25 protein-coding genes and 1 pseudogene are annotated in these 25,048 nt (G+C 74.6%); 15 read left to right on the top strand and 11 right to left on the bottom strand.

Annotated features, from left to right (window positions below):
- Positions 1–201: 201 nt before the first annotated feature.
- Together ABFY03_RS30025 and ABFY03_RS30020 are read right to left on the bottom strand one after the other, a co-directional pair.
- Complete coding sequence (locus tag ABFY03_RS30025) at positions 202–543, bottom strand: hypothetical protein (RefSeq protein ID WP_319013305.1); 342 nt, start codon at positions 541–543, stop codon at positions 202–204.
- Positions 540–791, bottom strand: coding sequence for a lipopolysaccharide assembly protein LapA domain-containing protein (locus ABFY03_RS30020; RefSeq protein ID WP_319013306.1), 252 nt, complete (start codon positions 789–791; stop codon positions 540–542). Before ABFY03_RS30020 ends, ABFY03_RS30025 begins: the two co-directional genes overlap by 4 nt.
- 158 nt (positions 792–949) lie before the next feature.
- Between ABFY03_RS30020 and ABFY03_RS30015 the strand changes: the two genes are divergently transcribed.
- From ABFY03_RS30015 to ABFY03_RS30005, 3 genes are all read left to right on the top strand, one after another.
- Positions 950–1,711, top strand: coding sequence for a GntR family transcriptional regulator (locus tag ABFY03_RS30015; RefSeq protein ID WP_319013307.1), 762 nt, complete (start codon positions 950–952; stop codon positions 1,709–1,711).
- Positions 1,712–1,778: 67 nt separating this feature from the next.
- Positions 1,779–2,867, top strand: coding sequence for an adenosine deaminase (locus ABFY03_RS30010; RefSeq protein WP_319013308.1), 1,089 nt, complete (start codon positions 1,779–1,781; stop codon positions 2,865–2,867).
- A gap of 52 nt (positions 2,868–2,919) precedes the next feature.
- Positions 2,920–3,573 (top strand): GntR family transcriptional regulator, encoded by a 654-nt coding sequence (locus ABFY03_RS30005; RefSeq protein WP_319013309.1) that lies wholly within the window; start codon positions 2,920–2,922, stop codon positions 3,571–3,573.
- Positions 3,574–3,613: 40 nt separating this feature from the next.
- Here ABFY03_RS30005 and ABFY03_RS30000 read toward each other — a convergent pair whose 3' ends face one another.
- The 5 genes from ABFY03_RS30000 to ABFY03_RS29980 form a co-directional block, all read right to left on the bottom strand.
- On the bottom strand, positions 3,614–4,564 hold the full coding sequence (locus ABFY03_RS30000; RefSeq protein ID WP_346171276.1) for a S66 peptidase family protein: 951 nt from the start codon (positions 4,562–4,564) through the stop codon (positions 3,614–3,616).
- Positions 4,561–6,561 (bottom strand): S9 family peptidase, encoded by a 2,001-nt coding sequence (locus ABFY03_RS29995; protein WP_346171275.1) that lies wholly within the window; start codon positions 6,559–6,561, stop codon positions 4,561–4,563. Before ABFY03_RS29995 ends, ABFY03_RS30000 begins: the two co-directional genes overlap by 4 nt.
- 51 nt (positions 6,562–6,612) lie before the next feature.
- Positions 6,613–7,953 (bottom strand): M20/M25/M40 family metallo-hydrolase, encoded by a 1,341-nt coding sequence (locus ABFY03_RS29990; protein ID WP_346171274.1) that lies wholly within the window; start codon positions 7,951–7,953, stop codon positions 6,613–6,615.
- Positions 7,946–8,779: a M55 family metallopeptidase gene (locus ABFY03_RS29985; protein WP_319013313.1), complete on the bottom strand. Its 834-nt coding sequence runs from the start codon at positions 8,777–8,779 to the stop codon at positions 7,946–7,948. The genes ABFY03_RS29990 and ABFY03_RS29985 overlap by 8 nt, the downstream gene beginning before the upstream one ends.
- 99 nt (positions 8,780–8,878) lie before the next feature.
- Positions 8,879–10,600, bottom strand: coding sequence for a hypothetical protein (locus ABFY03_RS29980; protein WP_346171273.1), 1,722 nt, complete (start codon positions 10,598–10,600; stop codon positions 8,879–8,881).
- Between the two features lie 173 nt (positions 10,601–10,773).
- Between ABFY03_RS29980 and ABFY03_RS29975 the strand changes: the two genes are divergently transcribed.
- Positions 10,774–11,943: a hypothetical protein gene (locus ABFY03_RS29975; protein WP_346171272.1), complete on the top strand. Its 1,170-nt coding sequence runs from the start codon at positions 10,774–10,776 to the stop codon at positions 11,941–11,943.
- Between the two features lie 14 nt (positions 11,944–11,957).
- On the opposite strand, the gene ABFY03_RS29970 is transcribed toward ABFY03_RS29975, so the two are convergent.
- On the bottom strand, positions 11,958–14,411 hold the full coding sequence (locus ABFY03_RS29970; RefSeq protein WP_386723609.1) for an MFS transporter: 2,454 nt from the start codon (positions 14,409–14,411) through the stop codon (positions 11,958–11,960).
- Positions 14,412–14,687: 276 nt separating this feature from the next.
- The gene (locus ABFY03_RS29965; RefSeq protein ID WP_031004497.1) at positions 14,688–15,131 is read right to left on the bottom strand and encodes an SRPBCC family protein; all 444 of its coding nucleotides are present in this window, start codon (positions 15,129–15,131) and stop codon (positions 14,688–14,690) included.
- A gap of 163 nt (positions 15,132–15,294) precedes the next feature.
- Between ABFY03_RS29965 and ABFY03_RS29960 the strand changes: the two are divergent.
- Positions 15,295–15,513: pseudogene (locus tag ABFY03_RS29960) on the top strand (Rv2578c family radical SAM protein); the annotation flags it as partial.
- Between the two features lie 103 nt (positions 15,514–15,616).
- Here the strand turns inward: ABFY03_RS29960 and ABFY03_RS29955 are convergent.
- Positions 15,617–16,156 carry a hypothetical protein gene (locus ABFY03_RS29955; protein ID WP_346171271.1) on the bottom strand — a complete coding sequence of 180 codons (540 nt, stop codon included), beginning with the start codon at positions 16,154–16,156 and terminating at the stop codon, positions 15,617–15,619.
- 466 nt (positions 16,157–16,622) lie between these two features.
- On the bottom strand, positions 16,623–17,375 hold the full coding sequence (locus ABFY03_RS29950; protein WP_346171270.1) for a GntR family transcriptional regulator: 753 nt from the start codon (positions 17,373–17,375) through the stop codon (positions 16,623–16,625).
- A gap of 364 nt (positions 17,376–17,739) precedes the next feature.
- Between ABFY03_RS29950 and ABFY03_RS29945 the strand changes: the two genes are divergently transcribed.
- From ABFY03_RS29945 to ABFY03_RS29900, 10 genes are all read left to right on the top strand, one after another.
- Positions 17,740–18,456 (top strand): hypothetical protein, encoded by a 717-nt coding sequence (locus ABFY03_RS29945; RefSeq protein ID WP_346171269.1) that lies wholly within the window; start codon positions 17,740–17,742, stop codon positions 18,454–18,456.
- Positions 18,456–18,623 carry a hypothetical protein gene (locus ABFY03_RS29940; protein ID WP_346171268.1) on the top strand — a complete coding sequence of 56 codons (168 nt, stop codon included), beginning with the start codon at positions 18,456–18,458 and terminating at the stop codon, positions 18,621–18,623. The genes ABFY03_RS29945 and ABFY03_RS29940 overlap by 1 nt, the downstream gene beginning before the upstream one ends.
- 67 nt (positions 18,624–18,690) lie before the next feature.
- Complete coding sequence (locus tag ABFY03_RS29935) at positions 18,691–19,068, top strand: hypothetical protein (protein ID WP_346171267.1); 378 nt, start codon at positions 18,691–18,693, stop codon at positions 19,066–19,068.
- A 68-nt stretch (positions 19,069–19,136) separates the two neighbouring features.
- Complete coding sequence (locus ABFY03_RS29930) at positions 19,137–19,370, top strand: hypothetical protein (protein WP_346171266.1); 234 nt, start codon at positions 19,137–19,139, stop codon at positions 19,368–19,370.
- On the top strand, positions 19,367–19,570 hold the full coding sequence (locus tag ABFY03_RS29925; RefSeq protein WP_346171265.1) for a hypothetical protein: 204 nt from the start codon (positions 19,367–19,369) through the stop codon (positions 19,568–19,570). Before ABFY03_RS29930 ends, ABFY03_RS29925 begins: the two co-directional genes overlap by 4 nt.
- A gap of 39 nt (positions 19,571–19,609) precedes the next feature.
- Positions 19,610–20,686, top strand: a complete 1,077-nt coding sequence (locus ABFY03_RS29920) for a hypothetical protein (protein ID WP_346171264.1) — start codon at positions 19,610–19,612, stop codon at positions 20,684–20,686.
- 183 nt (positions 20,687–20,869) lie between these two features.
- Positions 20,870–22,975, top strand: coding sequence for a hypothetical protein (locus tag ABFY03_RS29915; RefSeq protein ID WP_346171263.1), 2,106 nt, complete (start codon positions 20,870–20,872; stop codon positions 22,973–22,975).
- A 264-nt stretch (positions 22,976–23,239) separates the two neighbouring features.
- Positions 23,240–23,707 (top strand): hypothetical protein, encoded by a 468-nt coding sequence (locus ABFY03_RS29910; RefSeq protein ID WP_346171262.1) that lies wholly within the window; start codon positions 23,240–23,242, stop codon positions 23,705–23,707.
- A gap of 263 nt (positions 23,708–23,970) precedes the next feature.
- A complete protein-coding gene (locus ABFY03_RS29905) occupies positions 23,971–24,216 on the top strand; it encodes a helix-turn-helix domain-containing protein (RefSeq protein WP_346171261.1) in 246 nt (81 codons plus the stop codon).
- Positions 24,216–24,377 carry a hypothetical protein gene (locus tag ABFY03_RS29900; RefSeq protein ID WP_346171260.1) on the top strand — a complete coding sequence of 54 codons (162 nt, stop codon included), beginning with the start codon at positions 24,216–24,218 and terminating at the stop codon, positions 24,375–24,377. The genes ABFY03_RS29905 and ABFY03_RS29900 overlap by 1 nt, the downstream gene beginning before the upstream one ends.
- Positions 24,378–25,048: the final 671 nt, after the last annotated feature.

Raw genomic sequence — 25,048 nt, 5'->3', positions numbered from 1 at the left:
CCAGGCTAGGCGGTGGGGAGGCGTGCCGGCTGCCGTCCCGCCGGGGTACGGCCCGGAGGGGGCCGACTGCCGCCCCGCCGGTCGGCCTTGGGCGGGCCCGCGAGCCGGTCCGGGAGACCGCCGGTGGGTCGGGCTGCCTTCGGGCTCCCGGCCGGCGCCAGGCAGGGTGCCGTCGTGCGGTGCCCGCGGGGCGTGCGCGGGTCAGCGGCGGGCCGTCGTCACGCGGGCGGGGCAGGGTTCGCCCTTGCGGAGGACGCCGATCGTCACCGTCGTGCGGCGGTCGAGGCCGGTGCCGGCGGCGGGGTACTGGGTGCAGACGCGCCAGCTGGGGGGCCACAGGACCCGGCGGTCGCGGCCGGACGCGTCGTGGACGTCGAGGCGGGTGCGGTGGTCCAGGCGGGTGAAGACCCGCCACAGGCCGCCGCCGCGGAAGTCCGGCATCGGCGGCCGGGCCCGCCGGGCGGCCGTGTCGCCGACGGCGCCCGCCGCCACCGCCGCGACGGCCAGGGCCGCGCCCGCCCCGATCAGGGCGCCGCGCCTCACTTGTTCCTCCGGGGGCCCCTCCGGGCGGCGTACCAGCCGCAGACCGCGCCCAGCACGGCGGTGGCGAGGAGCGCCAGGTAGAGCGGCATCGTCACCTCGGGGATCAGCAGCCGGATCTTCACCTCGCGGGTGTTCTCGAAGATGAAGACGAGCAGGAGGACCGCGACGACCGCGATCGCGATGCGTCCCGGGGTGACGGCGCCGAGCCTGTCCCCCCGTCGCGTGCCTGCCGTGTCCTTGGGACTCATGCCCGGCCCCTCTCCTGTCGTCCGTCACGGGCGTAGCCGTGGGACCAGAATGGGGGGACCGGCACGTCGGCGGGGCGGTGGACAGCGCCGTCCGGGTGACTTGTCAGACAACCAGGGGCGGCTACGGTGGTGGCCGGACGAAGGGACGAGGAGGGGCCTTGGCGCTCAGCGGGCACCGACGGCGACCGGTGGTGGCGCTCTACGAGCGGATCGCGGACGCCGTCCACGACGGCACCTACCCGCCCGGATCCACCCTCCCCTCCGAGCCGAAGCTCGCCGCCGAACTCGGGGTGAGCCGGCCCGCCCTGCGCGAGGCGCTGCTGCTGCTCCAGGAGGACGGCCTGCTCACGGTGCGCCGGGGGGTGGGGCGGACCGTGAACGCGCGCCCTCCGCGCCGCGGCTTCGAGCACGTCCAGCCGCTGGAGGAGCTCGTCGGCGGCGGCACCGGCCCCCGCGTCCGGGCCCTGCTGCGCAGCGTGGAGGAGCCCACCGACTTCACCACCCAGCACCTGCTGGCCCCGGCCCGCGCCGAGCTGCGGTTCTGGGAGTCGCTGCTGAGCGGCGAGTCGGGGCCGGCCGCGCTGTGCCACGAGTGGGCGGCGGCGGACGAGGTCCTGGAACGCGTCCATCCGGCGTTCGCGGCCGCGCTGCGGGAGTGCGGGGACGCGCCGGCCGGGGATCCCGCCGTGTCGATGCTGTCGGTGCTGCTCGCCGCCTCCCGCGAGGTCGCGCTGCACGCCCACAGCGGGATCACCGCCACCCTCCTCGGACGCCGCCGGGGCGAGCAGCTGGGCCGCCCCGCCGACACCCCCGCGGTCCTCGTCACCCAGGTGGTGCGCGTAGGGGACACCCCGGTCCTGGCCGCCAAGCACATGCTGCCGACGGGCGCCCCCGCGCTGCCGGTCCTGCAGTCCCACTGAGCCCGCGCCGCCGGCCCCGTCGGCCGGGCCTCCCCGCCCGGCGGGTGATGACGTACACTTCCCGGCCATGCACTTGTCTGACAACCCTGCCACGCCTGCCCGGGCCGCCGTCTCCGACTGGATCCGCCGCGCCCCGAAGGCCGTCCTCCACGACCACCTCGACGGCGGGCTCCGCCCGGCCACCATCGTCGAGCTGGCCCGGGAGTGCGGCTACACCGCGCTGCCGACCGAGGACCCGGCCGAGCTCGCGGTCTGGTTCCGGGACGCCGCCGACTCCGGCTCCCTGGAGCGCTACCTGGAGACCTTCGCCCACACCTGCGCGGTCATGCAGACCCGCGAGGCGCTGCTGCGCATCGCGGCCGAGTGCGCCGAGGACCTGGCGGCGGACGGGGTCGTCTACGCCGAGGTCCGGTACGCCCCCGAGCAGCACCTGGAGGGCGGCCTGACCCTCGACGAGGTCGTCGAGGCGGTCAACGAGGGCTTCCGCGAGGGCGAGCGCAGGACCGGCGGCCGGATCACCGTCCGCGCGCTGCTCACCGGCATGCGGCACACCGACCGCTCGCTGGAGATCGCCGAGCTGACCGTCGCCCACCGCGACAACGGCGTGGCCGGCTTCGACATCGCCGGCGGCGAGATCGGCAACCCGCCGGCCCGCCACCTGCCCGCCTTCCAGCACCTGAAGCGGGAGAACTGCCACTTCACCATCCACGCGGGCGAGGCCGTCGGCGCCGAGTCGATCCACGAGGCCGTGCAAGTCTGCGGCACCGAGCGGATCGGGCACGGCGTGCGGATCACGGACGACATCGCCGAGGACGGCACCCTCGGCCGCCTCGCCGCGTACGTCCGCGACAACCGGATCGCCCTGGAGGTCTGCCCGACCTCCAACCTGCAGACCGGCGCCGCCAAGGACTACGGCTCCCACCCGATCGACGAGCTGCGCCGCCTCGGCTTCCGCATCACGCTGAACACCGACAACCGGCTCGTCTCCGGCACCACCATGAGCGAGGAGTTCCAGCACATGGCGGACGCCTTCGGCTACGGCCCCGCGGTCTTCGAGGAGTTCACGGTCGCCGCCCTGGAGGCCGCGTTCCTGCCGCTGCCGGAGCGCCGGCGGCTGATCGAGGAGATCGTGCGCCCGGGCTACGCGGCGCTGTGACCGCCCCGGGGAGGGCGGCGGGTGCCGTCCTCCCCGGTGGAACAATGGCGCCATGACAGCTGCTGAGGAGTTCAGGCCCGAGTCGGAGCGGATCACGCGCACCCTGCGCGACCAGATCATCGACGGGACGCGGGCCCCCGGCAGCCGGCTCGTGGAGCGGGAGATCGCGGCCGAGCTGGACGTGAGCCGCCTGCCGGTCCGCGACGCCCTCAAGGACCTGGTCAACGAAGGACTCGTGACGCCGCGGCCGCGCACCTGGGCGGTGGTCCGGGAATTCACCGCCTCCGACATCGCCGACCTCGTCGAGGTCCGGTCCGCCCTGGAGATCCTCTCCTTCCGGCTCGCCGCTCAGCGCCGCACCCGCGCGGGCCTCGCGAAGCTGCGGGCCGTCCTCGACGCCGAGCGGGCGGCGGCGGAGCGCGGCGACGGGGCGGAGGCCCGCCGGGCGGCGGCCGACTTCCACGAGACGGTCACCGAACTCGCCGACAACGCCCTGCTGACCGAGCTGGAGGGCACCCTGCGCAGCCGCATGCGCTGGCTGCTCGGCCAGCACGACGACTTCACGGTCGTCGCCGAGGAGCACGAGGAGCTGTTCCGGGGCATCGAGGCGCGGGACGTCGAGCGCGTCGAGGAGCTGGCGCTGCGCCACCTGGAGACCAGCCGGACCAAGGCGACGGAGCACCAGCGGCGCCTGGCGGCCGAGTAGCCCTCGCCCGCGGTCCCGCCGGGCCCGGCCGGGCGGCGCCTCAGATCAGCGCGGGTCTCTCGAACGTGAGCGTGCCCGCGTCGGCGTCGAGGACCGCCGGTACGCCGAGCGGGACGGTGAGCGCGGTCGGGCCGTGGCCGAAGCCCAGCTCCTCCACGACCGGGACGCCCAGGCCGCCGAGCCGGTCGCCGAGGACCGCGCGGACCTCCTCGTACGGTCCGCACTCCTCCCACGAGCCGAGGGCGATCCCGGCGACGCCGTCGAGCCAGCCCGACCGCAGCAGTTGGGTGAGGATCCGGTCCAGGCGGTACGGCTCCTCCCCCACGTCCTCCAGGAGCAGCAGCCCGCCGCGGGCGGAGGGCCGGGCGTGCGGGGTGCCGAGGTCCGCGGCGAGCAGGCTGACGCAGCCGCCGAGGGTGACGCCGGTGGCCCGGCCCGGGACGAGGGGCCGCGCGGTGCCGAGGCCGAGGACCCGGACGGTCTCGGGCTCGAACAGGGCCGCCCGCAGCGACTCCCGGGTGGCCGGGTCGCCGGCGAAGGCCGCCACGGCGGTCATGGTGCCGTGCAGGGTGGCGAAGCCGGCGCGGACGGCGAACGCCTCGTGGAGGGCGGTGACGTCGCTGTAGCCGACGAACGCCTTGGGCCCCGCGGCGCGGATCGCGGGCCAGTCCAGGAGGTCGGTCATGCGCTGGGCGCCGTAGCCGCCGCGCGCGCAGAGCACCCCGGCGATCGCGGGGTCGCACCACGCCTCGGTGAGGTCGCGGGCGCGGTCCCGGTCGGCGCCGGCCAGGTGACCGAGCCGCGGGTGGACGTCGAGGACGTGCGGGGCGACCACCGGTTCCAGTCCCCAGCCGCGCAGCACGTCGAGTCCGGCGGCCAGCGCGGCCTCCGGGACGGGGCCGCTGGGGGCGACCACGGCGACCCGGTCGCCCGGCCGCAGCCGGGCGGGCCGGGCGAGCGCGGGCACGGGGCCGGAGGCGGCGGCGGTCACGTGCGCAGCTCCAGCTCCGGGACGTCGGGCCGGTCGAAGCCGAAGACCCGTGCGTAGAGGGCGAGTTCCGCCTCCAGGGCGCGGACCATGGTCTCGGCGTGCCGGAAGCCGTGGCCTTCGCCGGGGAAGGCGAGGTAGGCGTGCGGGACGCCCCGGCCTGCGGCCCGGGCGAGGAGGCGCTCGGCCTGGGCGGGCGGGCAGATGACGTCGTCGAGGCCCTGGAGGAGCAGGAAGGGGGCGGTGATCCGGTCGACGTGTTCGAGCGGCGAGCGCTCCTCGTACCGCTCGGGCACCTCGTCGAGGCGGCCGACGAGTCCGTCCAGGTAGCGGGACTCGAAGTCGTGGGTCTCGTCGGTGGCCCAGCCCTTGAGGTCGAGGACGGGGTAGATGATCGTGCCGCAGGCGTAGACGTCGGTCTGGACGAGGGAGGCGGCGCTGGTCCAGCCGCCGGCGCTGCCGCCGCGGATCGCGAGCCGGGCGGGGTCGGCGGTGCCCTCGGCGGCGAGGGCGCGGGCGACGGCGGCGCAGTCCTCGACGTCGACGACGCCCCACTGCTCGCGGAGCCGTTCCCGGTAGGCGCGGCCGTGGCCGGTGGAGCCGCCGTAGTTGACCTCGACGGCGCCGATGCCGCGCGAGGTGAAGTAGGCGATCTCCAGGTCGAGGACGAGGGCGGAGCGTCCGGTGGGGCCGCCGTGGGCGCGGATCACATAGGGCGGGAGCTCGCCTGCGGGCCCGGTCGTGCCGGGGTTGCGCGGCGGGTACACGTGGGCGTGGATCTCGCGGCCGTCGGGTCCGGTGAAGGTGCGGACGACGGGCCGGGGATAGAAGGACGGGTCGACGGGGTCGCGGTGGGCGGAGCCGACGACGCGGGTCCGGCCGGTGCGGGTGTCGAGCTCGACGATCTCGGCGAAGCGGTCGGGTGCGGCGGCGACGCCGAGGACGCGGGTGCCGAGGACGGCGAGGGTGGAGCCCCAGACGGTCCAGGGGCCGGGGGCGTCGACGAGGGTGCCGGTCTCGGGGTCGAGGATGCCGAGGACGGCGTCGCCCTCCCCGTGGAGGACCGCGATCGGGCCGGTCTCCAGGGCCTGGAACCAGCTGACCCCGGTCTTCCAGAGGGGTCCGGCGAACTCCTCCTCGCGGGGGCAGAGGGCGCGGGCCGGGCCGAGGCCGCCGTCGGCGGCGAGTTCGGCGCGGTACAGGTTCCACCAGCCGGTGCGGTCGCTGGCGAAGAGGAGGCGGCCGGCCGCGTCCCAGTCGGCCTGCGGCACGGACTCCGCCGGGCCGCCGGCGACGGTCCTGGCGTCCTTGAGGGTGCCGTCGGCGGTGATCTCGGCGAGCACGGCGTCGGTGCCGTCCCAGGGCATCCGGGGGTGGTCCCAGCCGAGCCAGACGGCCCGCCGCCCGTCGGGGGAGATCCGGGGGCCGGTGAGGAACCGGTGGCGTCCGTCGGAGAGTTCGCGGACGGCGGCGCGGTCGTCGGCGGCGGAGCCGTCGAGGGGGACGGCGGCGAGGACCCTGCGGACGTCGGTGGGCGCGGGGCCGGTGAACTCCTCCAGGACGCACCAGACCTCGCCCCGCCCGGGCAGGAGCACGGGGTCGGCCCAGCGCAGTCCGCCGCCCACGGCGGAGACGGGGGTGAGCGGCCGGGGCGCGGCGCCGGGTTCCGCGTCGGGCTCGTAGGCGTAGAGCCGCTGGTCGGGGAAGTGACAGAAGACCAGCAGGGGTCCGGCGCCGGGCCGTTCGACGGCGGCCCAGGGCCGGCCGCCGTACTCGATGACCCGGCTCCGTACGTTCCAGGGGGCCGGCAGGACGGTCTCCTCGGTGCCGTCCGCGCGCCGCCGGACCAGGGTCCGCCGTCCGCCCTCGGTGGGGCGCGGGGCGGACCACCACACCTCGTCCCCGACGGTGCCGAGGTGTTCGGGACGTCCGTCGCTGGCGGCCGCCAGCGCGGCTCCGACGGGCGACGGCCAGCTGCCGTGGGCGGCCGTGTTCTGCATCCTCGTTCCCCCCTGGGTACGGGTCGGTGCCGGGTGTGCGGTGGTCCGGCGCTAGGCGGTCTTCAGGTAGTGGTCGAGCACCCGCACGCCGAAGTGCAGGGCGTCGACGGGGACGCGTTCGTCCACGCCGTGGAAGAGCGCCCCGTAGTCCAGGCCCGGCGGCAGCTTCAGCGGCGAGAAGCCGTAGCCGGTGATGCCGAGGCGGGAGAACTGCTTGGCGTCGGTGCCGCCGGACATGGTGAACGGCAGGGTGTGGCCGTCCGGGTCGAAGCGCTCGACGGCGGCCCGCAGCTTGGCGAAGGTCGGGGAGTCGACGGGGGCTTCGAGGGGCACCTCGCGGTGGTGGAACTCCCACTCCACGTCCGGGCCGGTCAGCCGGTCCATGGTGGCGGCGAACTCCTCCTCGGCGCCGGGCAGCATCCGCCCGTCGACGTGGGCGACGGCCTGGCCGGGGATGACGTTGCACTTGTACCCGGCCTGGAGCATGGTCGGGTTGGCGCTGTTGCGGACGGTGGCCTCGACGAGGGCGGCGGCCGGTCCGAGCTTGTCGAGGAGGAGCGGCACGTCGAGGTCGGGGTCGTCGGTGTCGACCTCGATGCCGTGCAGCGCGGCGAGTTCGGTGAGGGCGGCGCGGACGGTGGCGGTGAGCCGGACGGGCCAGGTGTGGGCGCCGATGCGGGCGACGGCGGCGGCGAGGCGGGTGACCGCGTTGGCGTCGTTGACCTTGGAGCCGTGGCCGGCCCGGCCGCGGGCGGTGAGCCGGAGCCAGGCGGTGCCCCGTTCGCCGGCGCCGATGGGGTAGAGCGTCATCCCGGGCTGCGGGTGGAAGCTGAACGCTCCGGACTCGCTGATGCCCTCGGTGCAGCCCTCGAAGAGGGCGGCGTGCCGGTCGGCGAGGAAGCCGGAGCCGTCGTCGGCGCTGTCCTCCTCGTCGGCGGTGTAGGCGAGGACGATGTCGCGGCGCGGCCGGACGCCCTGGCGGGCCCAGGAGCGGGCGACGGCGAGGACCATCGCGTCCATGTTCTTCATGTCGACGGCGCCGCGGCCCCAGACGACGTCGTCGCGGACCTCGCCGGAGAAGGGGTGGACGGTCCACTCGGCCGGGTCGGCGGGGACGACGTCCAGGTGGCCGTGGACGAGGAGCGCGGGGGCGGTGGGGTCGGTGCCGGGGATGCGGGCGACCACGTTGGTCCGGCCGGGGGTGCGCTCCAGCAGGGTCGGTTCGACGCCCGCGTCGGCGAGCCGCTCCGCGACGTACTCGGCGGCGGGGCGCTCGCGGCAGTCGCCGCCGCCGCGGTTGCTCGTGTCGATGCGGATGAGGTCCGAGGTGAAGGCGACGACCTCGTCGAGCGCCTCGGCGTCGGGTCCTGCGGGGGTCGTGCTGCTAGCCATACTGCTCCTCAACGGCGGCCGAGACGATCGTCGTGACCGCTTTGAACGTGCGGATCGCCTCGTACATCGTCGCGCTGGTGTACGCGACGCGCCGCTCGGCGCTCCGCGCCACGCCGGGAACCACCGTGGCGGCGGCGCCCAGGTGCTCGGCGTCGAACTCGACCTCGACGGTGTGCGGTCCGGCGTGGACCGGGTCGTGCCGGACGGCGAGGGCGGCGGCCTCGCGGGCGGCGGCCCGGATGTCGGCGGCGGTGCGGGCCGGGGTCCGGCACACCGCCGCGTACCGCGAGACGTGGTCCTTGACGGCGACCTTGAGCGCCTCCGGGGCGTACCCGAGGGCGTCCTCGCAGGTCAGGTCGTCGCCGGTGACGAGGACGACGGGCACGCCGTACTCGGCGACGACATGGGCGTTGAGCACGCCCTCGCTCGCCCGGAGGCCGTTCAGCCAGACGCCGGTGATCGAGTTGGCGAGGTAGGTGTGGGCGAGGACGCCCTCGGCGCCGGCACCGGTGTGGTATCCGACGAACGCGATCCCGTCGACGTCCCCGTGCTGGACTCCCTCGACCATGGAGAGCGACTTGTGACGGCCCGTGAGCATCTGCACGCGGTCGTCCAGTCGCTCCAGGAGCAGGTTCCGCATCGTCCAGTGCGCCTCGTTCACCAGCACCTCGTCGGCACCGCCGTCGAAGAAGCCGAGCGCCGCCGCGTTCACGTCCGAGGTGAACATCGGCCGGCACCGCTCCCACTGCGGCGTGCCGGGCAGCACGTCGGCGGGCCAGGTGACGCCGGTGGCGCCCTCCATGTCGGCGCTGATGAGGATCTTCATGGAGGGAACCGTACGCTCCGCCCGGCGCCGCTACCACCCCTGTGGACAACTGTCGTTGGAGTGGACCAGTGGCACCGCCGGGAGGACCGTACCGGCACGTCAGGGCCGTCGCGCGAGGGTCCGCGGATCCGTCTCGGCCATGCGGCGCAGCGCCTCGGCGGCGCGTTCGGCGGGCGGCCTTCCGTCGTCGGGCAGCCGCCACTGGTGGAACCGGCCCGGCTCGCCGGGCGCGTCCCCGTCGCCCCCGGCGGGCCGTTCCGTGAAGGTGACGACGGTGGTGTCGGGGTCGTCGTGGTACGTACTGATCCATCCCCGCCGGAGCCCCCAGCGGGTGAGGAGGTCGGGCCGGTCACGGAGTCCGGCGGCGATCAGGCGGGCGGTGTGCCGGGCGGGCCAGGTCCAGGAGTGGTCGTTCTCCGCGCGGGCGATCTCGGCGTCGTACGCGTCGGCGTCGAAGCGGTACGCGGAGGGGTCCGCCGTCCCGCCGGGCCGGCGCCCGCCGTCCCACACCACGTGCCGGCCCTCGCGGCGGACGGTGACGTACAGGGCGCCGCAGCACGCCTCGGCGCACGAGGTGACACCGAGCCGCACGGCCCGGTGCTCGGCGGCGGCTCGCAGGGCGCCCGCGTCCAGGAGTTCCTCGGGGGTGTCCCCCCGCCCCTGCGGGAAGGCGACGGGCAGGATCGGGCGCCCGTCGACCAGGATCCGCGTCTCGACGGCGGTCGGTCCGGCCGGGTCGGCGACGGCGACCTCGACGCGCAGTCCGGGCGCGGGGGCCGGGCCCGCCGCCCGGAGGTGCCGGGCGGTGCGCCGGATCCAGTCGGCACGGCGCCCGGCCTCCGCGGGTTCCCGCACGGCCTCCAGGAGCCGCGCGAGGACGGTCTCGCGCCGGCCTGGCGGCCAGGCGAGCAGGCGGGAGGCGCCGCTGTGGAGTTCCTGGGCGAGGGTGACCAGCCGCGCCTGGTGACCGGGGGCCGGGCTCAGCAGGTGGGCTCGTTCCGCCACCGTCCCGTAGAGGGCGGTGGCGTCGGCGTAGGCGAGGATCTCGATCCCGTGGTCCCCCTGGGTGACCATCCGGGCGAGGACGCGCAGGGCCTGGGCCGGCAGCGCCGTGTCCTCGGGCGCCCGGCCGAGGAGGTCCACGAGCCCGGTGGCCTCGGCGACGCGGCGGGCGTGGGCGGGCTCCATGAGCCGGTCGCGCGGGGCGAGCCCGAGGAGCTGTTCCCGTACGGCGGCGTGGTCCCGGGCGGCGACGGCCTCGACGAGACCGCGCGGCGCGTTCAGGGGGTAGTGGGTCAGCCACAGCAGCGCGGCGGCCGGCCGGTCCAGGGGGTCGAGGGCTTCGACGGCGTACCGGAAGACGTCGTGGAGCGCGCCGAGTGCGCGCAGGTACGGGACGTCCTCGGGCTCGCCGAGCCGGGTGAGCAGTCCGAGGCCCGCGGCCACGCCGTGGACGGTCGTCCCGTCGCGGACGAGCCGTCGCGCGAGGGCGCGGGCGGCGGCCGGGTCGGCGGGGTCGAGCGCGGCGGCGGTGTGGAAGACCAGGTGGTCGCGGACACCGGTGGCGGCGAGCCCGCGCTCGGTCCCGGCGGCGGCGCGGGCCGTGCCGGGCCCGGCGATCCGGTCCCGGAGGAGGCCGGTGACGGTCTCGCGGGCCTGCTTGTAGGGGAGGCGGACGGCCCTGTCGTACGGAGGCCGTGCCGTGGCGGGCAGGGGGTGCCCGCCCCGGGGCGGCGGCGCTCCGGGCGCGGCGTCGCGCAGGCTCCGGGCGTACGCGTACAGGGCGGGCGCGGGCGTCGGCCGCGCGTGCGGGGCGCTCACCGCGCGGGGCGGGTCTCGATTCCGTGGATCATGGGGACAGCCTGCCCGGCGGTCCCGCCGCGCGCCATCGCTTTCTCCGACGATCCGACTCCGGAATCGGGCCAAACATCGCCAAGCGGTACGTATAGGCTGTCGGCCGCAGTTGTCCCGCCCGACCGACCGGAGTGTTCTCGGTGACCATCGCCCTCGATCCGTCCGACACCACCCCCGCCCCCGCCTCCTCCGAGCCGGAGGAGAACTTCTGGGTCCCGGAGGCCACCCCCGCGCCCGAGGCGCCCGAGGCGTCCGAAGAGACCGTCGCGACCGGCGAGACCGGCGAGGAAGAGGTCGCCGCCGACCCCGCCGACCACGACCCGGTGGTCGTCCGGGACGCCCGGGAGTTCGGGGTGTACGCGCGGACCGGCGGCTGGGCGTTCGCGCTCAAGGTGGCGCGCAGCGTGCGGCCCGGTGGGCAGGCGGCCGAGGGGGTGGCGGCGCGCAAGGTGTCGGCGCGGGCGTTCGCGGAGCTGGCGGGGTGCTCGGCGGACCGCGTGATGCGCTACTACAAGGCGTGGGACATGGCGGCCGACGACGGTCTCGTGCCGCAGTTCGAGGTGCTGGAGCCGGGCGCCGACATCGAGCTGCCGGACGCCGACGTGTGGCTGTCCTACTACACCTCCCGCAACAGCGCCTCCTCCGTGCGCGGCCAGGCGATCAGCGCCGCGGCCGAGGCGGAGGGCATCCGGCCGACGAAGGCGCTGGAGGTGGCGGAGAACCCGACCGCGCTGCGGGCCGCGATCCTCGCCGACCCGGGGACGGCCGAGGCGGCGCGCGGGGCGCTGCTGGACCGGATGAAGGAGGACCCGGCGCTCCAGACGGAGCTGGCGCGGGCCATCGCCCGCACCGACGACCTGAAGAAGGCCGTGGCGACCGAGGCGAAGGTGGCGGACCGGATCGGGTACGTCCGCCAGATCGTCGAGAACGGGCAGATCAAAACGCCCGCCGGACAGACGGTGGAGGCGCCGCCCGAGGTCCGCGCGGAGGCCGAGCGGCATCTGTCGCTGCTCGACGAGCTGGACGACGCGGAGGAGGCCGGCGAGTGGGCCGGCGAGGCGTACGAGTCGGTGAAGGGGCTCGTCGCCAAGGCCGTCGAGGAGGACCCGGCGCTGCGGGTGCAGGAGCGGCGCACCCGCTTCTACAGCTCGCTCCAGAAGGCCACGAAGGTCTTCGAGGAGCTCACCCTCGACGAGGTCATGGAGGAGGAGATCTACGAGGAGGACATGCTCCAGCGCCTCGAAGCCCTCCAGGAGGCGATCGGCAGCTGCATCGCCGCACTGCGCAAGGCCGCGCCGACCGCCTCCTGACGGGTCCGGGGCCGTCAGTCCTGGTGGCCGAGCTGGAGGTCGCGCTCGGTGCGGCCGCCGCCGGCCACCTGGAGGACGGTGGCGACGGGCGGGTAGCCGGCGGCGATGACCGTGTACTCGCCGGAGGACAGGTCGACGAAGCGGAAGGTGCCGTCGGGCCCGGTGGTGAGGGTGTCGACGACGTTCCCGGCCGCGTCGAGCAGGGTGACCCGGGCGTCCTCCACCGGGCGCCCGCCGCCGGCCCTGACCGTGCCGCGCAGGACGGCGCCGCCCGCCAGCTCGATGTCCTGGCGGGTCTCGCGGGAGGACTGGACGCTGACCGGAACGGCGGCGGGCCGGAAGGCGGGGGCGCTGGCCGCGAGGGTGTACTCGCCGGCGACCAGTTCGGTGATCACGTACCCGCCCTCGCGGCCGCTGCGGGTGGAGGCGACGACCTCGCCGCGCACGTCGGTGAGCGTGACGGCGGCGTCCCGCACCGGGCTGCCGTCGGCGGTCACGACGCATCCGGCGAGGCGTCCCGCGCCGCCGAGGACGACGTCGAGGTCGACCGGCCGGTCCCCGACGGTGACGGAGACGGCCTGCGGCTGGTGGCCGCCGGCGGCGGCGATCAGCACGTACGAGCCGCTGGCGGGCACGCTGAGCGCGTACCGGCCGTCCTCGCCGCTGGCGCCGCGGCCGATCTGGCGCCCGCCGACGTCGATGAGGGTGAGCGCGGCGCGCGGGACGCGGCTGCCGTCGTGGTGCTGGACGGTGCCGCAGACGGGCACTCCGGTGTGGAGCGGTGCGGCCTGGGCGGGGGCGGGGCCCGCGTGGCGGGCGTGCGGGACGGCCTGGACGCCGGTGTCGAGGAAGGCGTCGACGGCCTCGGGGGCGGGGGTGTGGTGGGACACCAGCGGTTGCTCCTTGAGGAAGAAGGCGAGGACGAGGCCGAGCACGAGGACCGGCACGAGGTAGAGGAAGATGCGCGGCATGGCGTCCGCGTACGCCTGGATGTAGAGGTCGCGCAGGGCGGGCGGCAGGGCGTGCACGGTCTGGGGGGTGATCGCCTCGGCGGGCGGCAGGGCGGCGGCGCCGGAGCTCTGGACCGCGGGGAGCCGGTCGGCGAGGGCGGAGTCGAGGCGGGCGGCGAAGAGGGTGCCGAAGATCGCGGCGCCGACGCTGCCGCCGATCTGGCGGAAGTAGTTGTGGGCGCTGGTGGCGGTGCCGAGGTCGGCGGGCCGGACGGAGTTCTGCACGGCGAGGATGAGCACCGGCATGATCAGGCCGATGCCGGTGCCGAGCACGGCCTGCCAGAGGCTGTGGGTGAGGCGGGGCGTGCCGATGTCCATGCGGGAGAGCAGGGCCATGCCGACGACGGCGAGGGCGGAGCCGATCAGCGGGTAGACCTTGTAGCGGCCGGTGCGGCTGATGAGCTGGCCGGAGACGACGGAGGCGACGACGATGCCGCCCATCAGCGGCAGCATGAGCAGCCCGGACTCGGTGGCGGAGGCGCCCTCGACCATCTGGAGGAAGCTCGGCAGGTAACTGGCCGCGCCGAAAAGGGCGATGCCGACGACGGCGCCGACGAGCGAGGTGACCGTGAAGACGGAGTCGCGGAACAGGCGCAGGGGGATGAGGGGTTCCGGCGCGCGGTGCTCGACGACGAGGAAGAGCAGGACGGTTCCGGCGGCTCCGCAGCCGAGGCCGAGGATGACCCGGTCGTCCCACTCGTACTCCGTCCCGCCCCAACTGGTCAGCAGGACCAGGCAGGTGGAGGCGGCGGCGAGGAGCAGGGTGCCGAGGACGTCGAAGCGGCCGCGGGCCTTCGGCTTGGGCAGTCTGAGGACGGCGGCGACGACGGCGAGGGTGACGAGCCCGAAGGGCACGTTGAAGTAGAAGCACCAGCGCCAGGAGACGTGGTCGGTGAAGAAGCCGCCGAGGAGCGGTCCGGCGACGGAGGCGAGGCCGAAGGCGGCGCCGATGAGGCCCATGTAGCGGCCGCGTTCGCGGGCCGGGACGATGTCGGCGATGATCGCCTGCACGCCGATCATGAGGCCGCCGGCGCCGACGCCCTGGAGGGCGCGGAAGGCGATGAGCTCGTCCATGCTGCGGGACCAGCCGGCGAGGCCGGAGCCGATGACGAAGACGACGATGGCGAAGAGGAAGACGCTCTTGCGGCCGAGGAGGTCACCGAGCTTGCCGTAGACGGGCAGGCCGATGGTGGAGGTCAGCAGGTAGGCGGTGATCGCCCAGGACATCCGGTCCAGGCCCTGGAGTTCGCCGACGATCTTCGGCAGGGCGGTGGCGACGATCATCTGCTCCAGCGCGGCGAGGAGCAGCGCGAGCATCAGGCCGAAGAAGACGAGCCGGACGCGGCGGGGGTCGAGGGGCGTCTCGGCCGGGGGCTGCGGCGGGGGTCCGGCGGGCGGGCCGTCCCCGGGGAGCACCGCGGCTTCCCCGGCGTCTTTCACCAGCGTGATGGCACCCACGTACGGCTCCCCTCGTCATGGCGTCGCCCCGGCTCGGTAGCGGCCTCGGCTGGAGGCAGACTCGGGGACGGGCCATTCTTCGCATCGGGCGCGAAGCGGGAGCAAGTCGGGCGGTACGGGCGGAGGGTGGCGCGAGGGGTGCGAACGGCGGCGCGCGAGGGGGCACTTGTGCGCCTTCATCAGCGCGTTTCGTGAACTCCCCGCGCCCCCTCGGCGCGTCGGGCGCCGGTACGGGGGCGGCGGGGAATCCACTCGAATCGGTGAACGCCGCGGGCGTTACTTCTCGGTCTCGGCCGCCAGGTTGGCGAGCACGGCGTCGTAGATCCGGGCCAGGCCCTTGGGGGCGAAGGTCCGCTCGAAGAAGCCGCCGATGCCGCCGGCGCCGTTCCAGACGGTGGTGACGACGGCGCGGGACCTGCCCTCGCCGGCCGGGGTCACGGTCCAGGTGGTGACCATGGAGGAGTTGCGGTCCTTCTCGACGAGCTGCCCGTCGGTCGGTTCGGTGACCTCCAGGAGGCAGTCGCGGACGCGCTTGCTGGTGGCCTGCAGCTTCCAGTGGACGAGGGTGCCCTCGCCGTCGCCGCCCTCGCGCACCTCGTACTCGCTGAAGTGCTCGGGCAGCAGCTTCGCGCGCGTGCCGCTGTAGTCGGCCAGCGTGTCGAACACGGTCTCCGCGTCCGCAGCGATGATCCGTTCCGTCGTGGCCTCGACCTGCGCCATCGCATTTCCTCCAGCTGTCATGGGTTCTCCAGGGGTGTGGGCCAAGCGAACCACGTGCCTCGCGGGGCGCGAAATCCGGGTGGCGGCGATCAAGGGAACAGATGTTCTATTCTGGAGTCCACGGCAGTCGAACGTACGAACGAAGTCGATCGAGGAGGCGTCCATGCGCTGGGACCACCTGGGCGAGACCCCGCCCACGCCCGCCGACACCGCCCTGTTCGGCATGGACGCGGTCACGACCCGCACCTTCGACACCCCCGAGTTCCGCGGGATCACCTTCCACGAGGTCCGGGCCCGCACCATCCTCAACCGGGTCCCCGGCGCCTCACGGATGCCGTTCGAGTGGACCGTGAACCCGTACCGCGGCTGCACGCACGCGTGCTCGTAGATACCCGGAGAGCTAGGTTCTAATAGGGCGCTGACCTGCGGGAACACGACAGACCCCGACACCGTGTGGCTGGTGTCGGGGTCTGGAGGGACTGCAATCAGGCGATCAAGAGGAGGTCGTCCACGACGGCGAGCACGTCCTCCAGGGCCTCCCGGGCGAAGTACTCCACACCTCGGACGGGACGGTGTCCGCGAGCCCGCAGGACGGCCTTCAGGGCGCGCTCCAGGTCGGGCGCCACGGTGTTCGGGAGCGCTTCGCGGAGCCGGTGGACCTCGGTCAGGTTGTCCCGGCGGTGGACGTCCAGGCGGATCCCCGGGTCGCCCGAGGTCACCCCGAACTTGACCGTTCCGATCTTCGGGTCTTGGACGACGTAGAGGATGTTCCACGACTTGCCCCGACACCGGTTGCAGAGACCGCTACCCCGCAGGACGTTGCTTGGGGTCGGCGAGCACGGGTGGCCCTCGGCGCACCGCAGCTCCACCGGAGTCTTGGTGTCCGCGTACGGGCCCACCACCTCGCCGCCCAACTCGGCGACCCGCTCACGGAACCGGCGCTGCGCGTCGGCCGGGTCCTGGCCGACGCACGTACGGCAGACCCCTTGTCCGCGCAGGACCCCGACAGGCCATGGCGAGCGCACGTGGCCCTCGGCGCAGCGGACGGATACGGGGGTGTCTACACCCTGGTACTCCCCGACCACCTCGCCGCCGAGGTCGGCGACCCGCTCACGGAACCGGCGCTCCGCGTCGGCCGGGTCCTGGCCGACGCAGGCACGACACAGACCCCGACCCCGGAGAACTCCGTCCGGTCGGGGCGAGCACGCGTGGCCCTCGCGACACCGGAGCTCCACGGGGGTGCGCGCGTTCACGTACGGGCCGACGACCTCGCCGCCGGCCTCCGCGACGCGGGCCCGAAACGCCTCCTCCGTCTCAGCGGGGGTACGGTTCCGCCGTCTCACCGGCGTACCATCACTCACGTCACTACCTCCTACCAGGTTCTGACACCGGCCCCGTCCGCCTCACCTGCGTGACGGGGCCTTTCACCACCTCAGCCCCGGTACCGCAGTGCGGTCCGGGGCTTCCTCGTGCCCGCTCGGGGCAGGGCGGTCACTCGGCGGGAGGCGGCCCGGGGATGGTCTCGCCCGGGGCGTAGACGTCCTCCCACACCGCGAGGGGTCCCGCGTCGTCGGAGAACTCCGTGGTCACCACCAGGACCGCTCGGGCCGACGTCGGGTCGGCGAACTGGTGGAACTTGCGCATCTCGTGCTGGGTGGCGATGCGCGCCCCGTACCGGACGTGCCGGTGCACGGAGAGCCCGGTGCGCTCCTCGTAGATCTGCGGCCACTGGCTCGGGAGGACGCCCTCCTCCACCAGCTCGGGGACGGCGACGCGGGCGCGCACCCCGTAGTACGACACGGCGTACTCGTACCGCTTACCGCCCTCGCGGACGTACACCCGCTCCCGCACGCCGACCTCATCGTGGAAGTCGATACCGAGCGCTTCCACCACGGCCCGGTCATCGATGGAGACGACCCCGGCGTGGTGCTCGGTGGACGTCTCCCCGGGGAGGAGCCCGTTCCCGCCCCGGCGGACACGCTCGATGCGGTCCCCGCCGGGCGCAGCGAGCCCGAGAGAGGCGACCACGGTCCCCCGCCCGGGGTGGGCCTGGATAAGGCCCTCGCGCTTCAGGACGTCGTACGCCCGGACCACGGTCCCCTTCGCCACGCCGTGCTCCTCCGTGGCCGCCTTCAGCGTCGGCATGGGGTCCCCCGGGGCCATCTCGCCCTTCAGGATCCGCCGGCGGTACAGCGCCGCCAGGTCCAAGGAGCCCGGTGCGGTCCTTCCATCGGTGCCGCTCATGTCCATTTCCTCCTGGTCCGCTACTGGGTCTGTTCGAGAACAGTAGCACGACCAGTTCAAAATCGGTCCTGTACCGGGTGGACCAATTCGATACCGCTGTAGTACGGTTCTGTCTGTCGCCAGGGAGCCCCGCTCCCCGGGCGGCCCGTCACCTGGCGGGGACTACCGGGCGCCATGGCAAGACCCGGTCGAAGAACAAAGCCCGGCGGACACCCCCGGGCACGCAGTTCCGCCCCGGCATCCACGCCGCGAGGGCGCCGGATCGAATCCGGCCCGGGGCACTCGGAGCGCCGCCGCTCGAACCGCCGGCGCTCCCCACGCGGCCACTGAGGGGTGGCCGCCCCACCTGCACGGAGGAGCACCCATGAACAACACCGACACCGACACCGACACCCGCGTCTGGGCCTTCGCGAACACCGGCCGGCTGATGCACGCCTTCACCCGGCCCTGGGTGGACGCCGAGGGCAACACCTCCGCCCAGCACCTGCGGGCGGAGTGCCGGGGCACCATCGCCCGGCACAAGGACTCCCTCTTCGTCTCCGCCGCGTCCGCCGTTCCCCGTTGCAAGTCCTGCGAGGCGAAGTGGAACGGCTACCTGGCCCGCCTGGAGGCGTCCATGGCCCCGGTGAACCCGTATGACCAGGTGTGCGAGGGCATCGAGCCGGAGGTCGTCGTGCCCGAGGAGATCGCCACGGCGGGCCGGGAGCTGTTCACCCGGACGCTGGAGCGTGTCCGCCGCGACCGCCGCGACCGCCACACCGCCCGCCGCGTGCTGGCCGACCGGCGGCGCACCAACCGGGCGGCGGCCCGCTGCGCCCGCCGGCCTCAGACCGTCGTGACGCACCTGATCGCCACCGGGCTCGCACCGAAGGCGGCCCGGTCCGCCGGCGGGACGCTCCGCAAGTGCGCCGACCGGATCGTCACGGCGGGCACCCTCGGCGTCTCGTACGCCAAGCGCGTGCCCGCCCGCCCCTGCGTCCGCTACACCCGGGCGGAGATCGCCCTGGCCGCCGCCCAGTACAAGCCGCGTAAGCCGGAGTACAAGGCGGCCCGCCTCGCCCTGGTCGGCGGTGCCCGCTGATGGCCGACACCGCCCTGACGGCCGCGTCCATGGTGGCCACGCTCGCGAGCGTGCCCCCGCTGGCCGTGGCCGCCATCGCAAGGCAGCGCGCCACCGTCCACGGGGCGCTCGGGCTCGCCTGCCTCCTGTTGCTCCTCTCCTTCGTCCTGGACGTGCTCGCCGCGTAGGACGCCCCACAGACCCGGGACCCGGCACTCCCGCCGGGCCCCGACCAACCCACCGGAAGGACACCGCATGACCGCCACCACCACCCCGCAGCCACACCCCAACTTCGAAGCGCTCCGCCAGGTGATGGCCGCCCGGACCGCCGTCACGGCCCTGGTCGGCGCCCTGGTACCGGACCGCAGCCCCGACGCGGGCACCCGGCGGCCGGACGCCTACCGGGCGTCCGTGACGGCCCTGGACCTGGCCCTCCTCCTGGAGTCCCTGTCGGTCGGGCTCCGCGCCCTCTCCGGGCCCACCGAGGACGTCCTGAAGGCCCTGGGCCGCACCGACGCGGCGAAGTGCCACGCGGCCCTCGCCGACGACGCCCACGACCAGGCCCTGACCCTCGCGGAGACGGTGCGCTCCATGGCCCTCAGTGCCATGGAGGCGGCCGAGGGCCGCCACTAGCACCGTACGAACCCTGGGGCCCGGCGCTCCCGCCGGGCCCCTCCCTACCCGAGAGGACCAGACCCGCCATGAAGACCACCACGCCCCGCCTGCGCCGCCCGGTGCTCGCTGTCACGCTCGCCGTGGTCGCCCTGTGGCTCCTCGCCACCGGGCTCTTCCCGCTCCTCGCGTCCCCGGTCGCGTGGTTCGTATCGGGCGTCCATACCGTCGCGGGCATCGTCCCCACGGCCTGGTACGCCCTCGGAGCCGTCGCGCTGGGCGCCTGGTACCAGCACCGCTACCCGCCGGCGCGTACCGCGTGACCCGGGACGTGAAGCGCCTGGTGGCCGCTCTGGAGGCCGTCGGCGCCGAGGTGACCCTGGGGCGCGCCGGACACCTGCGGGTCCGTCACCCGAGCGCCCACCGCCTGGTGTGGCTCCCCTCCACCCCGAGCGACCGGCGGTGGATGGCCAACAAGATCTCCGAAATGCGGTCGGCCGGCATCCCGCCGGTCCGGCTGTGACCTCCGAAGAATCGATTCACCCGAGTAAGGAATCCCGCCATGAAGTTCCTGGCCTACCTGGGCCTGAACCCCAAGCGCCCCGACGTCTTCCGCTTCGTCTCCCTCCTCCTCCTCGCGGCCACGTTCCTGGTCGTCCCCCTGGAGCTCGGCCCCGTCATCACCGACGGCCTCCAGCTCCGGAGCTCCTGGACCCGCTGGGTCGGATACGCCGTGGCCGTCGTCTTCGACGCGGTGTGGCTCGGCGCGCTGGCCAAGCTCCCGAGCGCCGTCCGCCAGCGCGCCACGGCGGCCGTCATCACCGCCCTCGGCGTGTCCGCCCTCGGCGCCGGCGCCTCCGTCCTCGGCGTGCACCGGTACGGCTCCATGCCCGCCCTGGCCCTGGTCCCGGTGCTCGCCCTCGCGGTTCACGCGCTGGGCCTGGTGTTCGCCGGGACGCTCGCCGACGCGGACACCGACGCGCAGATCGCCGGGCTCCAGGCGAACGACCGCAACCGCAAGGCGCAGGCGGTCCAGGGCGCCCGGTCCCTGGCCCTCACGCGGACGCTGACCGCCCGTGCGGAGGTCGCGGCGATGCTCGCCGACCAGTCCGACGCGGACGCCCTGGAGGAGGCCCTGGAGGCGCACCTGGCGGCCCGTAAGTCCCGCCGGACGAAGGATGCGGCGGGGCGTGAGAAGAGCCTCGCCCGAGTGATCGGGCGGCACGGTGAGCGGGCCGACGCGTTCGCCTCCCGGGGGCTCCTCGCGGAGCTCTCCGCCACCGGGTCCGACACCGGTGCGGCCCCTGTGCGCTCCGGGTCGATGTACCCCGCAGCTATCTCTGTCGACACGGTGGCGGAGACGGTGGCGGAGCCCCGGGGGACCGGGTCCGAGGAGGGCGCGCACCGCTTCACCGCCACCCGCTCGGAGGCCGAGCTGGAGGCCAAGGGGTGGGAGATCTACCGCACCCTGAAGCCCCGCACCTGGAGCGCGTTCAAGGCGGCCATGCGCGAGGCCGACCACGGGGCCGCCGACGCTCGCCTGAAGCCCGTGTGGGCCACCGTCCAGTCCGCCGCCACGGAGGCCGTGGTGGACGCGCTGCGCGAGGACGTGGAGGCCGAGGAGGCGGGCGCCGAGTAGCACCGCCCGCCCAGTGCCACGGGGCTACCACCCCGGAGCGCACAGGGCCCGCACCGCCACGGTCACCTCGCGGCCACACCCGACCAGACGACGCACGCGAGACGGCGCCGGCCGCCCTCACTCGAACTGAGGGCGTCCGGCGCCGCAGTCCATGACCGTACCGCACGGAAGAGAGATCAACCCATGTCGCACGACGGGATGTTCAACGCCCAGTTCGACTCGATAGTCCGCAACCTCGGCAAGGAGGAGGCGGACACCGCGACGACCGCCGGCCTGGTGCCCGCCGAGCCCGCGTTCCCCCCGAGCCCCCTGGACGACCTCTCGTCCACCGTCACCCCGCTGGCCCCGCTCCCGCCGCTGTCGGGACTCGTCATCCCGGGTGGCCCGGTCCCCACCGCCCCGCAGGGCCGCCGCAGCCTCCTGGCCAGGGCCCGCGAATGGGTCGTCTCCCGCACGGGGATCCAGACCCTCGGCGTGTCCCTCGGCACCCCGAGCCTCGCCCTCCTGATCGGCGAGGTGTCCGCCGCGCACTCCCAGGGCTGGACCGGCGCCGCGTCGGCCGCCCTCCTCCTCGGCGGCGGAGCCCTCGGAATCGCCTCCCTGAAGCACCACTGGGGCAACGGGGCCGTGCTCACCGGGTGCGGTTCCGGGATCCTCGGCCTTCAGCTCGCCATGTCTGCCGCGTCCTCGCCGTGGCTCGCGTTCACGGGGTGGGTCCTCGGCGCCGCCGCGTCCGGGGGCGCCCGGATCGCCTACGCCAACGGGCGGAAGAAGCCGGAGGCGGAGGTTCGGATCCTCGCGGCGGAGGCGCAGCGCCGGGAGGCGGCCGTCCTGACGGAGCAGTACAGGGCGGCGGCGCAGCTCCACCGGGCGCAGCTCGAACAGATCCGGGTTCACGTGGCCCTCACGGCCGCCGTGCCCGCCCCGCAGGTCCACCACGGGCTTTCGTACACCCCGGTGCTGCGAGGTGACGAGACGGGCGCCGAGACGGCCCTGATGTACGCCCTGACCCCAGGGCGCTGGGCGGACACGGCGCCGGAGCGGGGCCTGGACGGCACCTCCGTGGTGTCGTGCCGGCTGACTGACTCCGGCATCGTCCTGGAGCTGCGCCTGAACGGGCGGTGGGACCCCGCCAAGCTGGCTGCCCAGGAGGGTCAGGTCCGCGCGCTCGCGTCGGTCCCGACCGCCACCCGGGTGCAGATCGGCCCCGGAGCGCTCGGGGACACCGCCACGGTGCTCATCCGGACCCGGTCCGCCTCCGACGGGATGTCCACCGAGTGGGCCCCGGGGAAGCCGGGCATCGGCGTGGTCGTGTCCACGGGCGAGGTCTTCGACATCCCCGTGGAGGGCGTGCACTCCATGACCGGAGGGCGCACCAACATGGGCAAGTCCGCGTACGCCCGGATTCAGTTGATGCGCACCGTGGCCGACCCGCTCCGGGCGGGCATCGTCATCGACCCCAAGCGGGCGGAGGCGGTCGCGTGGGCGGGCAAGCTGCGCACCGCAGGCGAGGCGGCCGACCCGGAGGAGCGCTGGGAGGAGATCTACGCGCTCCTGAAGGAGCTCCTGGCCGAGTTCCGGCACCGTCAGACGCTCTTTCCCGGGCTGTACTGGGAGGCCAGCGAGGAGTACCCCACGCTGTTCATCACGCTGGATGAGGGCGCCGCCCTGAAGCGCATGGCCGAGTTCGAGCGGGTGGCCGAGGGCGGGAAGAAGTACAAGCCGTTCGAGGATGCGCCCTCCATTGCCGAGACGCTGTACGGCGAGGCTCGCGTGGTCGGTATGTGGTTCAACTGGGCGAGCCAGTACCTCGCCAAGGGGACCAGCATCCCCCAGTTGGTGAAGGAGAACGTGGGCGCCACGGTCGGCCTGACCACCCTGGGCGCCGAGGGTGACCGGATGCTCTTCGGCGAGGAGGCCGGCCGGAAGGGCTGGTCCCCGTCGGAGCTGTGCAAGGGGATCCCGGGGCGGGCGCTGGTCAAGTACATGGACTCGGAGCCCGAGCCCGTCCAGCTCTGGCACGTCACCGGGGACCACATCGCCGCCCTCCCCGACGCGGAGCCGTGGCGGTCGAAGGCGCCGGCGGTGCTCGCCGAGCGGCGACGCCAGGCCGTGGCGGACATGCCCGCCGAGGACCGCCGGGCAGCCACGGCGGCGGACGCGGCCGACCTGAAGGCGCGGATCCTCGCGTACGCCGAGGAGCACCCGGAGGCGTCCCCCGGGGCGATCGCCGACGCGCTCGGCGTGGGCCGCACCACGGTCCGCCGGGCGCTCGGTACGACCTCCTGAAGGTGGCCGCCGACCCCTGGCCACCACTGATCAACCCCGTCACGTCCGGCCACCCTGGCCACGGGAGTTGACCAGTGGTGGCCAGGGTGGTGGCCACTTCGGTGGCCACGCGCCTGACCTGCGGAAACGCGGGTTGATCAGGCGCCCGCGAAAAACCTACCTCTCCCACCCCTGGGGGCCCCTGTGACGGGCTCCCAGGGGTGCTCCCCACCCCGGGGCCCGGCGCCTCCCGCCAGGCCCTCCACGACCCCAGGAGACGCCGCCATGACCACCCCCGGACTGACCCCCGCCGAGTCCGCCGAGAGTGCCCGCCTCATCGAGACCGCGTACCGCGACGACCGCCCGCCCAAGCCCACCGGCGCCGCCCCGGTCCCGCAGCCCGGGAGGGCGCCGATGTCCGCCCGATCCACCGAACTTGCCACCCTGTGCCTGTGCGCCGGGGCGGGTGTCGGTCTCGCCGGGGCCGGGACGTCCGCCGTCCTCCTCGCGCTCGGCACCGTGCCCGCGTCCACGCTCGCCGTGGCCGCCGGCGGTCCCGTGGCGCTCGCCCTCGCCGGGGCCGTCCTGGTGAAGACGATGGGGCGCGCCGCGAGGGACGTGGCCGCCGCAGCGCCGCCCGTGAATGTCGTGACGAACCACTACAACGGGGCGAGCACCCACACCCACCACACCGCCGAGTCCCACGCGCGCACCGTCTTCGGACGCGCGTCGGCGAAGTCGCGGACGCGGTAGGCGCGCACCGCCCCGAGCCCCGCCGGCCCCTCCCCCACGGAGGCGGGCGGCGGGGCTCTCTCGTCTCTCAACTATGACCACAATCCCGCATGTTGAGATTTCACGTAGGTGAAGTAGCGACGTTTCCGCAGGTCATTGGCCGGTACGGCGGCCAACCGGGGCCCCGTGCGCCCAGTTGATCACCTAGCCCGGGTGGACTGTACGCAGGCCCCGGGGAGATCGCCCCGAGAGGCCGGCCACCCGCCCTGACCAGGAGGTCTGCCATGCCCGAGCCCGTGACCGACACCCCGATGCGGGCCGCCCGCGAACGTCTCGGGATCTCCGCCGCACAGGTCTGCGCCCAGACCGGTATCAGCCGCAAGTCACTGGAGCGGTTCGAGGGAGGCGCAGGCTCGCTCAGCACCCACAACCTGTACCGGTGGGCGCAGGCGCTCGGGAACACGACCCTGGCCCAGGGCCTCGCCCCGCTGGTCCGTGTGCTGCCCGAGGGTCGTCAGGCGGCCCGGTGATGGACGACGCCACCCGGGCCAGGATCGCGGCCCACGCCCGCGAGCTGGCCGACCAGGCCCCGCCGTTCTCCGGCGCCACCAGGGACCGCCTGGCCGTCCTCCTCCGGGGCGCGATCCCGGCGGACACCGCCAACCCCCGCCCGCTGCGCCTCGCGGCGTAGGCGGACACGAGAGAGGCCCCGGGGACACAGCTCCCGGGGCCAGCACACACGAAGGAGAGTCCGGAATGAGCGAGACCGCCCGTGGCCGCGAGGGAGATGAAGTGAGCGGCCCGCCCGCTGCGCACCTGCGGTTCACCGTGGCGTACGCCCTGACGGTCCTCCCCTCGGGGGAGGTGGATCGGGCCCGCCTGCGGTCGCTTCTCCCCCAGGGGACCGTCCGGGTGTCCGCGTCGGGCGACCCGTCCAACCGAGTGACCGAGGAGTTCCGGGGCATCCTTCGTCAGTTCGAACGCAAGGGGTGGATCGTCCGATCGGCGGACACCGTGCGGATCACGGACCGGCGGAGTCTGAGCGACTACGTGCGCCGCCTGCCTCGGGGCGGGGACGACCGCCTCGCGGAGTCGCGGAGCGGTATCCGCGAGGCGGTCGAGACGTGGTACCCGAAGACCCGTCCGGAGGCGCCGGCACCCCTGCCGACCCCCGTAGCCCCCGCCGCCCACCGCGTGCTTGAGCTGTACGCGCTCAGCGATGAGGCCAGGCAGGAGGCGCGAGAGAGCGCCAGGCGGCGGAGCTCCCGCAGGCGAAGGCGGACCTGACGGCAGTCCTCCGCCAGTGGCGGGAACCCGCCATCCAACCCCGTCACCCAAGTGAACCCCGCAGCTCGGGAGTTC

The sequence above is a fragment of the Streptomyces roseofulvus genome, assembly GCF_039534915.1.
Lineage (GTDB): Bacteria > Actinomycetota > Actinomycetes > Streptomycetales > Streptomycetaceae > Streptomyces > Streptomyces roseofulvus.
Note: the sequence above shows the minus strand (reverse complement) of the source record. Positions and strands in the feature narration are given on the sequence as shown.

Coding starts and splice junctions, on each gene's coding strand:
- ABFY03_RS30020 (WP_319013306.1), bottom strand. CDS start 791: ATGAGTCCCAAGGACACGGCAGGCACGCGACGGGGGGACAGGCTCGGC.
- ABFY03_RS30010 (WP_319013308.1), top strand. CDS start 1,779: ATGCACTTGTCTGACAACCCTGCCACGCCTGCCCGGGCCGCCGTCTCC.
- ABFY03_RS30005 (WP_319013309.1), top strand. CDS start 2,920: ATGACAGCTGCTGAGGAGTTCAGGCCCGAGTCGGAGCGGATCACGCGC.
- ABFY03_RS29995 (WP_346171275.1), bottom strand. CDS start 6,561: ATGCAGAACACGGCCGCCCACGGCAGCTGGCCGTCGCCCGTCGGAGCC.
- ABFY03_RS29990 (WP_346171274.1), bottom strand. CDS start 7,953: ATGGCTAGCAGCACGACCCCCGCAGGACCCGACGCCGAGGCGCTCGAC.
- ABFY03_RS29985 (WP_319013313.1), bottom strand. CDS start 8,779: ATGAAGATCCTCATCAGCGCCGACATGGAGGGCGCCACCGGCGTCACC.
- ABFY03_RS29965 (WP_031004497.1), bottom strand. CDS start 15,131: ATGGCGCAGGTCGAGGCCACGACGGAACGGATCATCGCTGCGGACGCG.
- ABFY03_RS29950 (WP_346171270.1), bottom strand. CDS start 17,375: ATGAGCGGCACCGATGGAAGGACCGCACCGGGCTCCTTGGACCTGGCG.
- ABFY03_RS29945 (WP_346171269.1), top strand. CDS start 17,740: ATGAACAACACCGACACCGACACCGACACCCGCGTCTGGGCCTTCGCG.
- ABFY03_RS29940 (WP_346171268.1), top strand. CDS start 18,456: ATGGCCGACACCGCCCTGACGGCCGCGTCCATGGTGGCCACGCTCGCG.
- ABFY03_RS29935 (WP_346171267.1), top strand. CDS start 18,691: ATGACCGCCACCACCACCCCGCAGCCACACCCCAACTTCGAAGCGCTC.
- ABFY03_RS29930 (WP_346171266.1), top strand. CDS start 19,137: ATGAAGACCACCACGCCCCGCCTGCGCCGCCCGGTGCTCGCTGTCACG.
- ABFY03_RS29920 (WP_346171264.1), top strand. CDS start 19,610: ATGAAGTTCCTGGCCTACCTGGGCCTGAACCCCAAGCGCCCCGACGTC.
- ABFY03_RS29915 (WP_346171263.1), top strand. CDS start 20,870: ATGTCGCACGACGGGATGTTCAACGCCCAGTTCGACTCGATAGTCCGC.
- ABFY03_RS29910 (WP_346171262.1), top strand. CDS start 23,240: ATGACCACCCCCGGACTGACCCCCGCCGAGTCCGCCGAGAGTGCCCGC.
- ABFY03_RS29905 (WP_346171261.1), top strand. CDS start 23,971: ATGCCCGAGCCCGTGACCGACACCCCGATGCGGGCCGCCCGCGAACGT.
- ABFY03_RS29900 (WP_346171260.1), top strand. CDS start 24,216: ATGGACGACGCCACCCGGGCCAGGATCGCGGCCCACGCCCGCGAGCTG.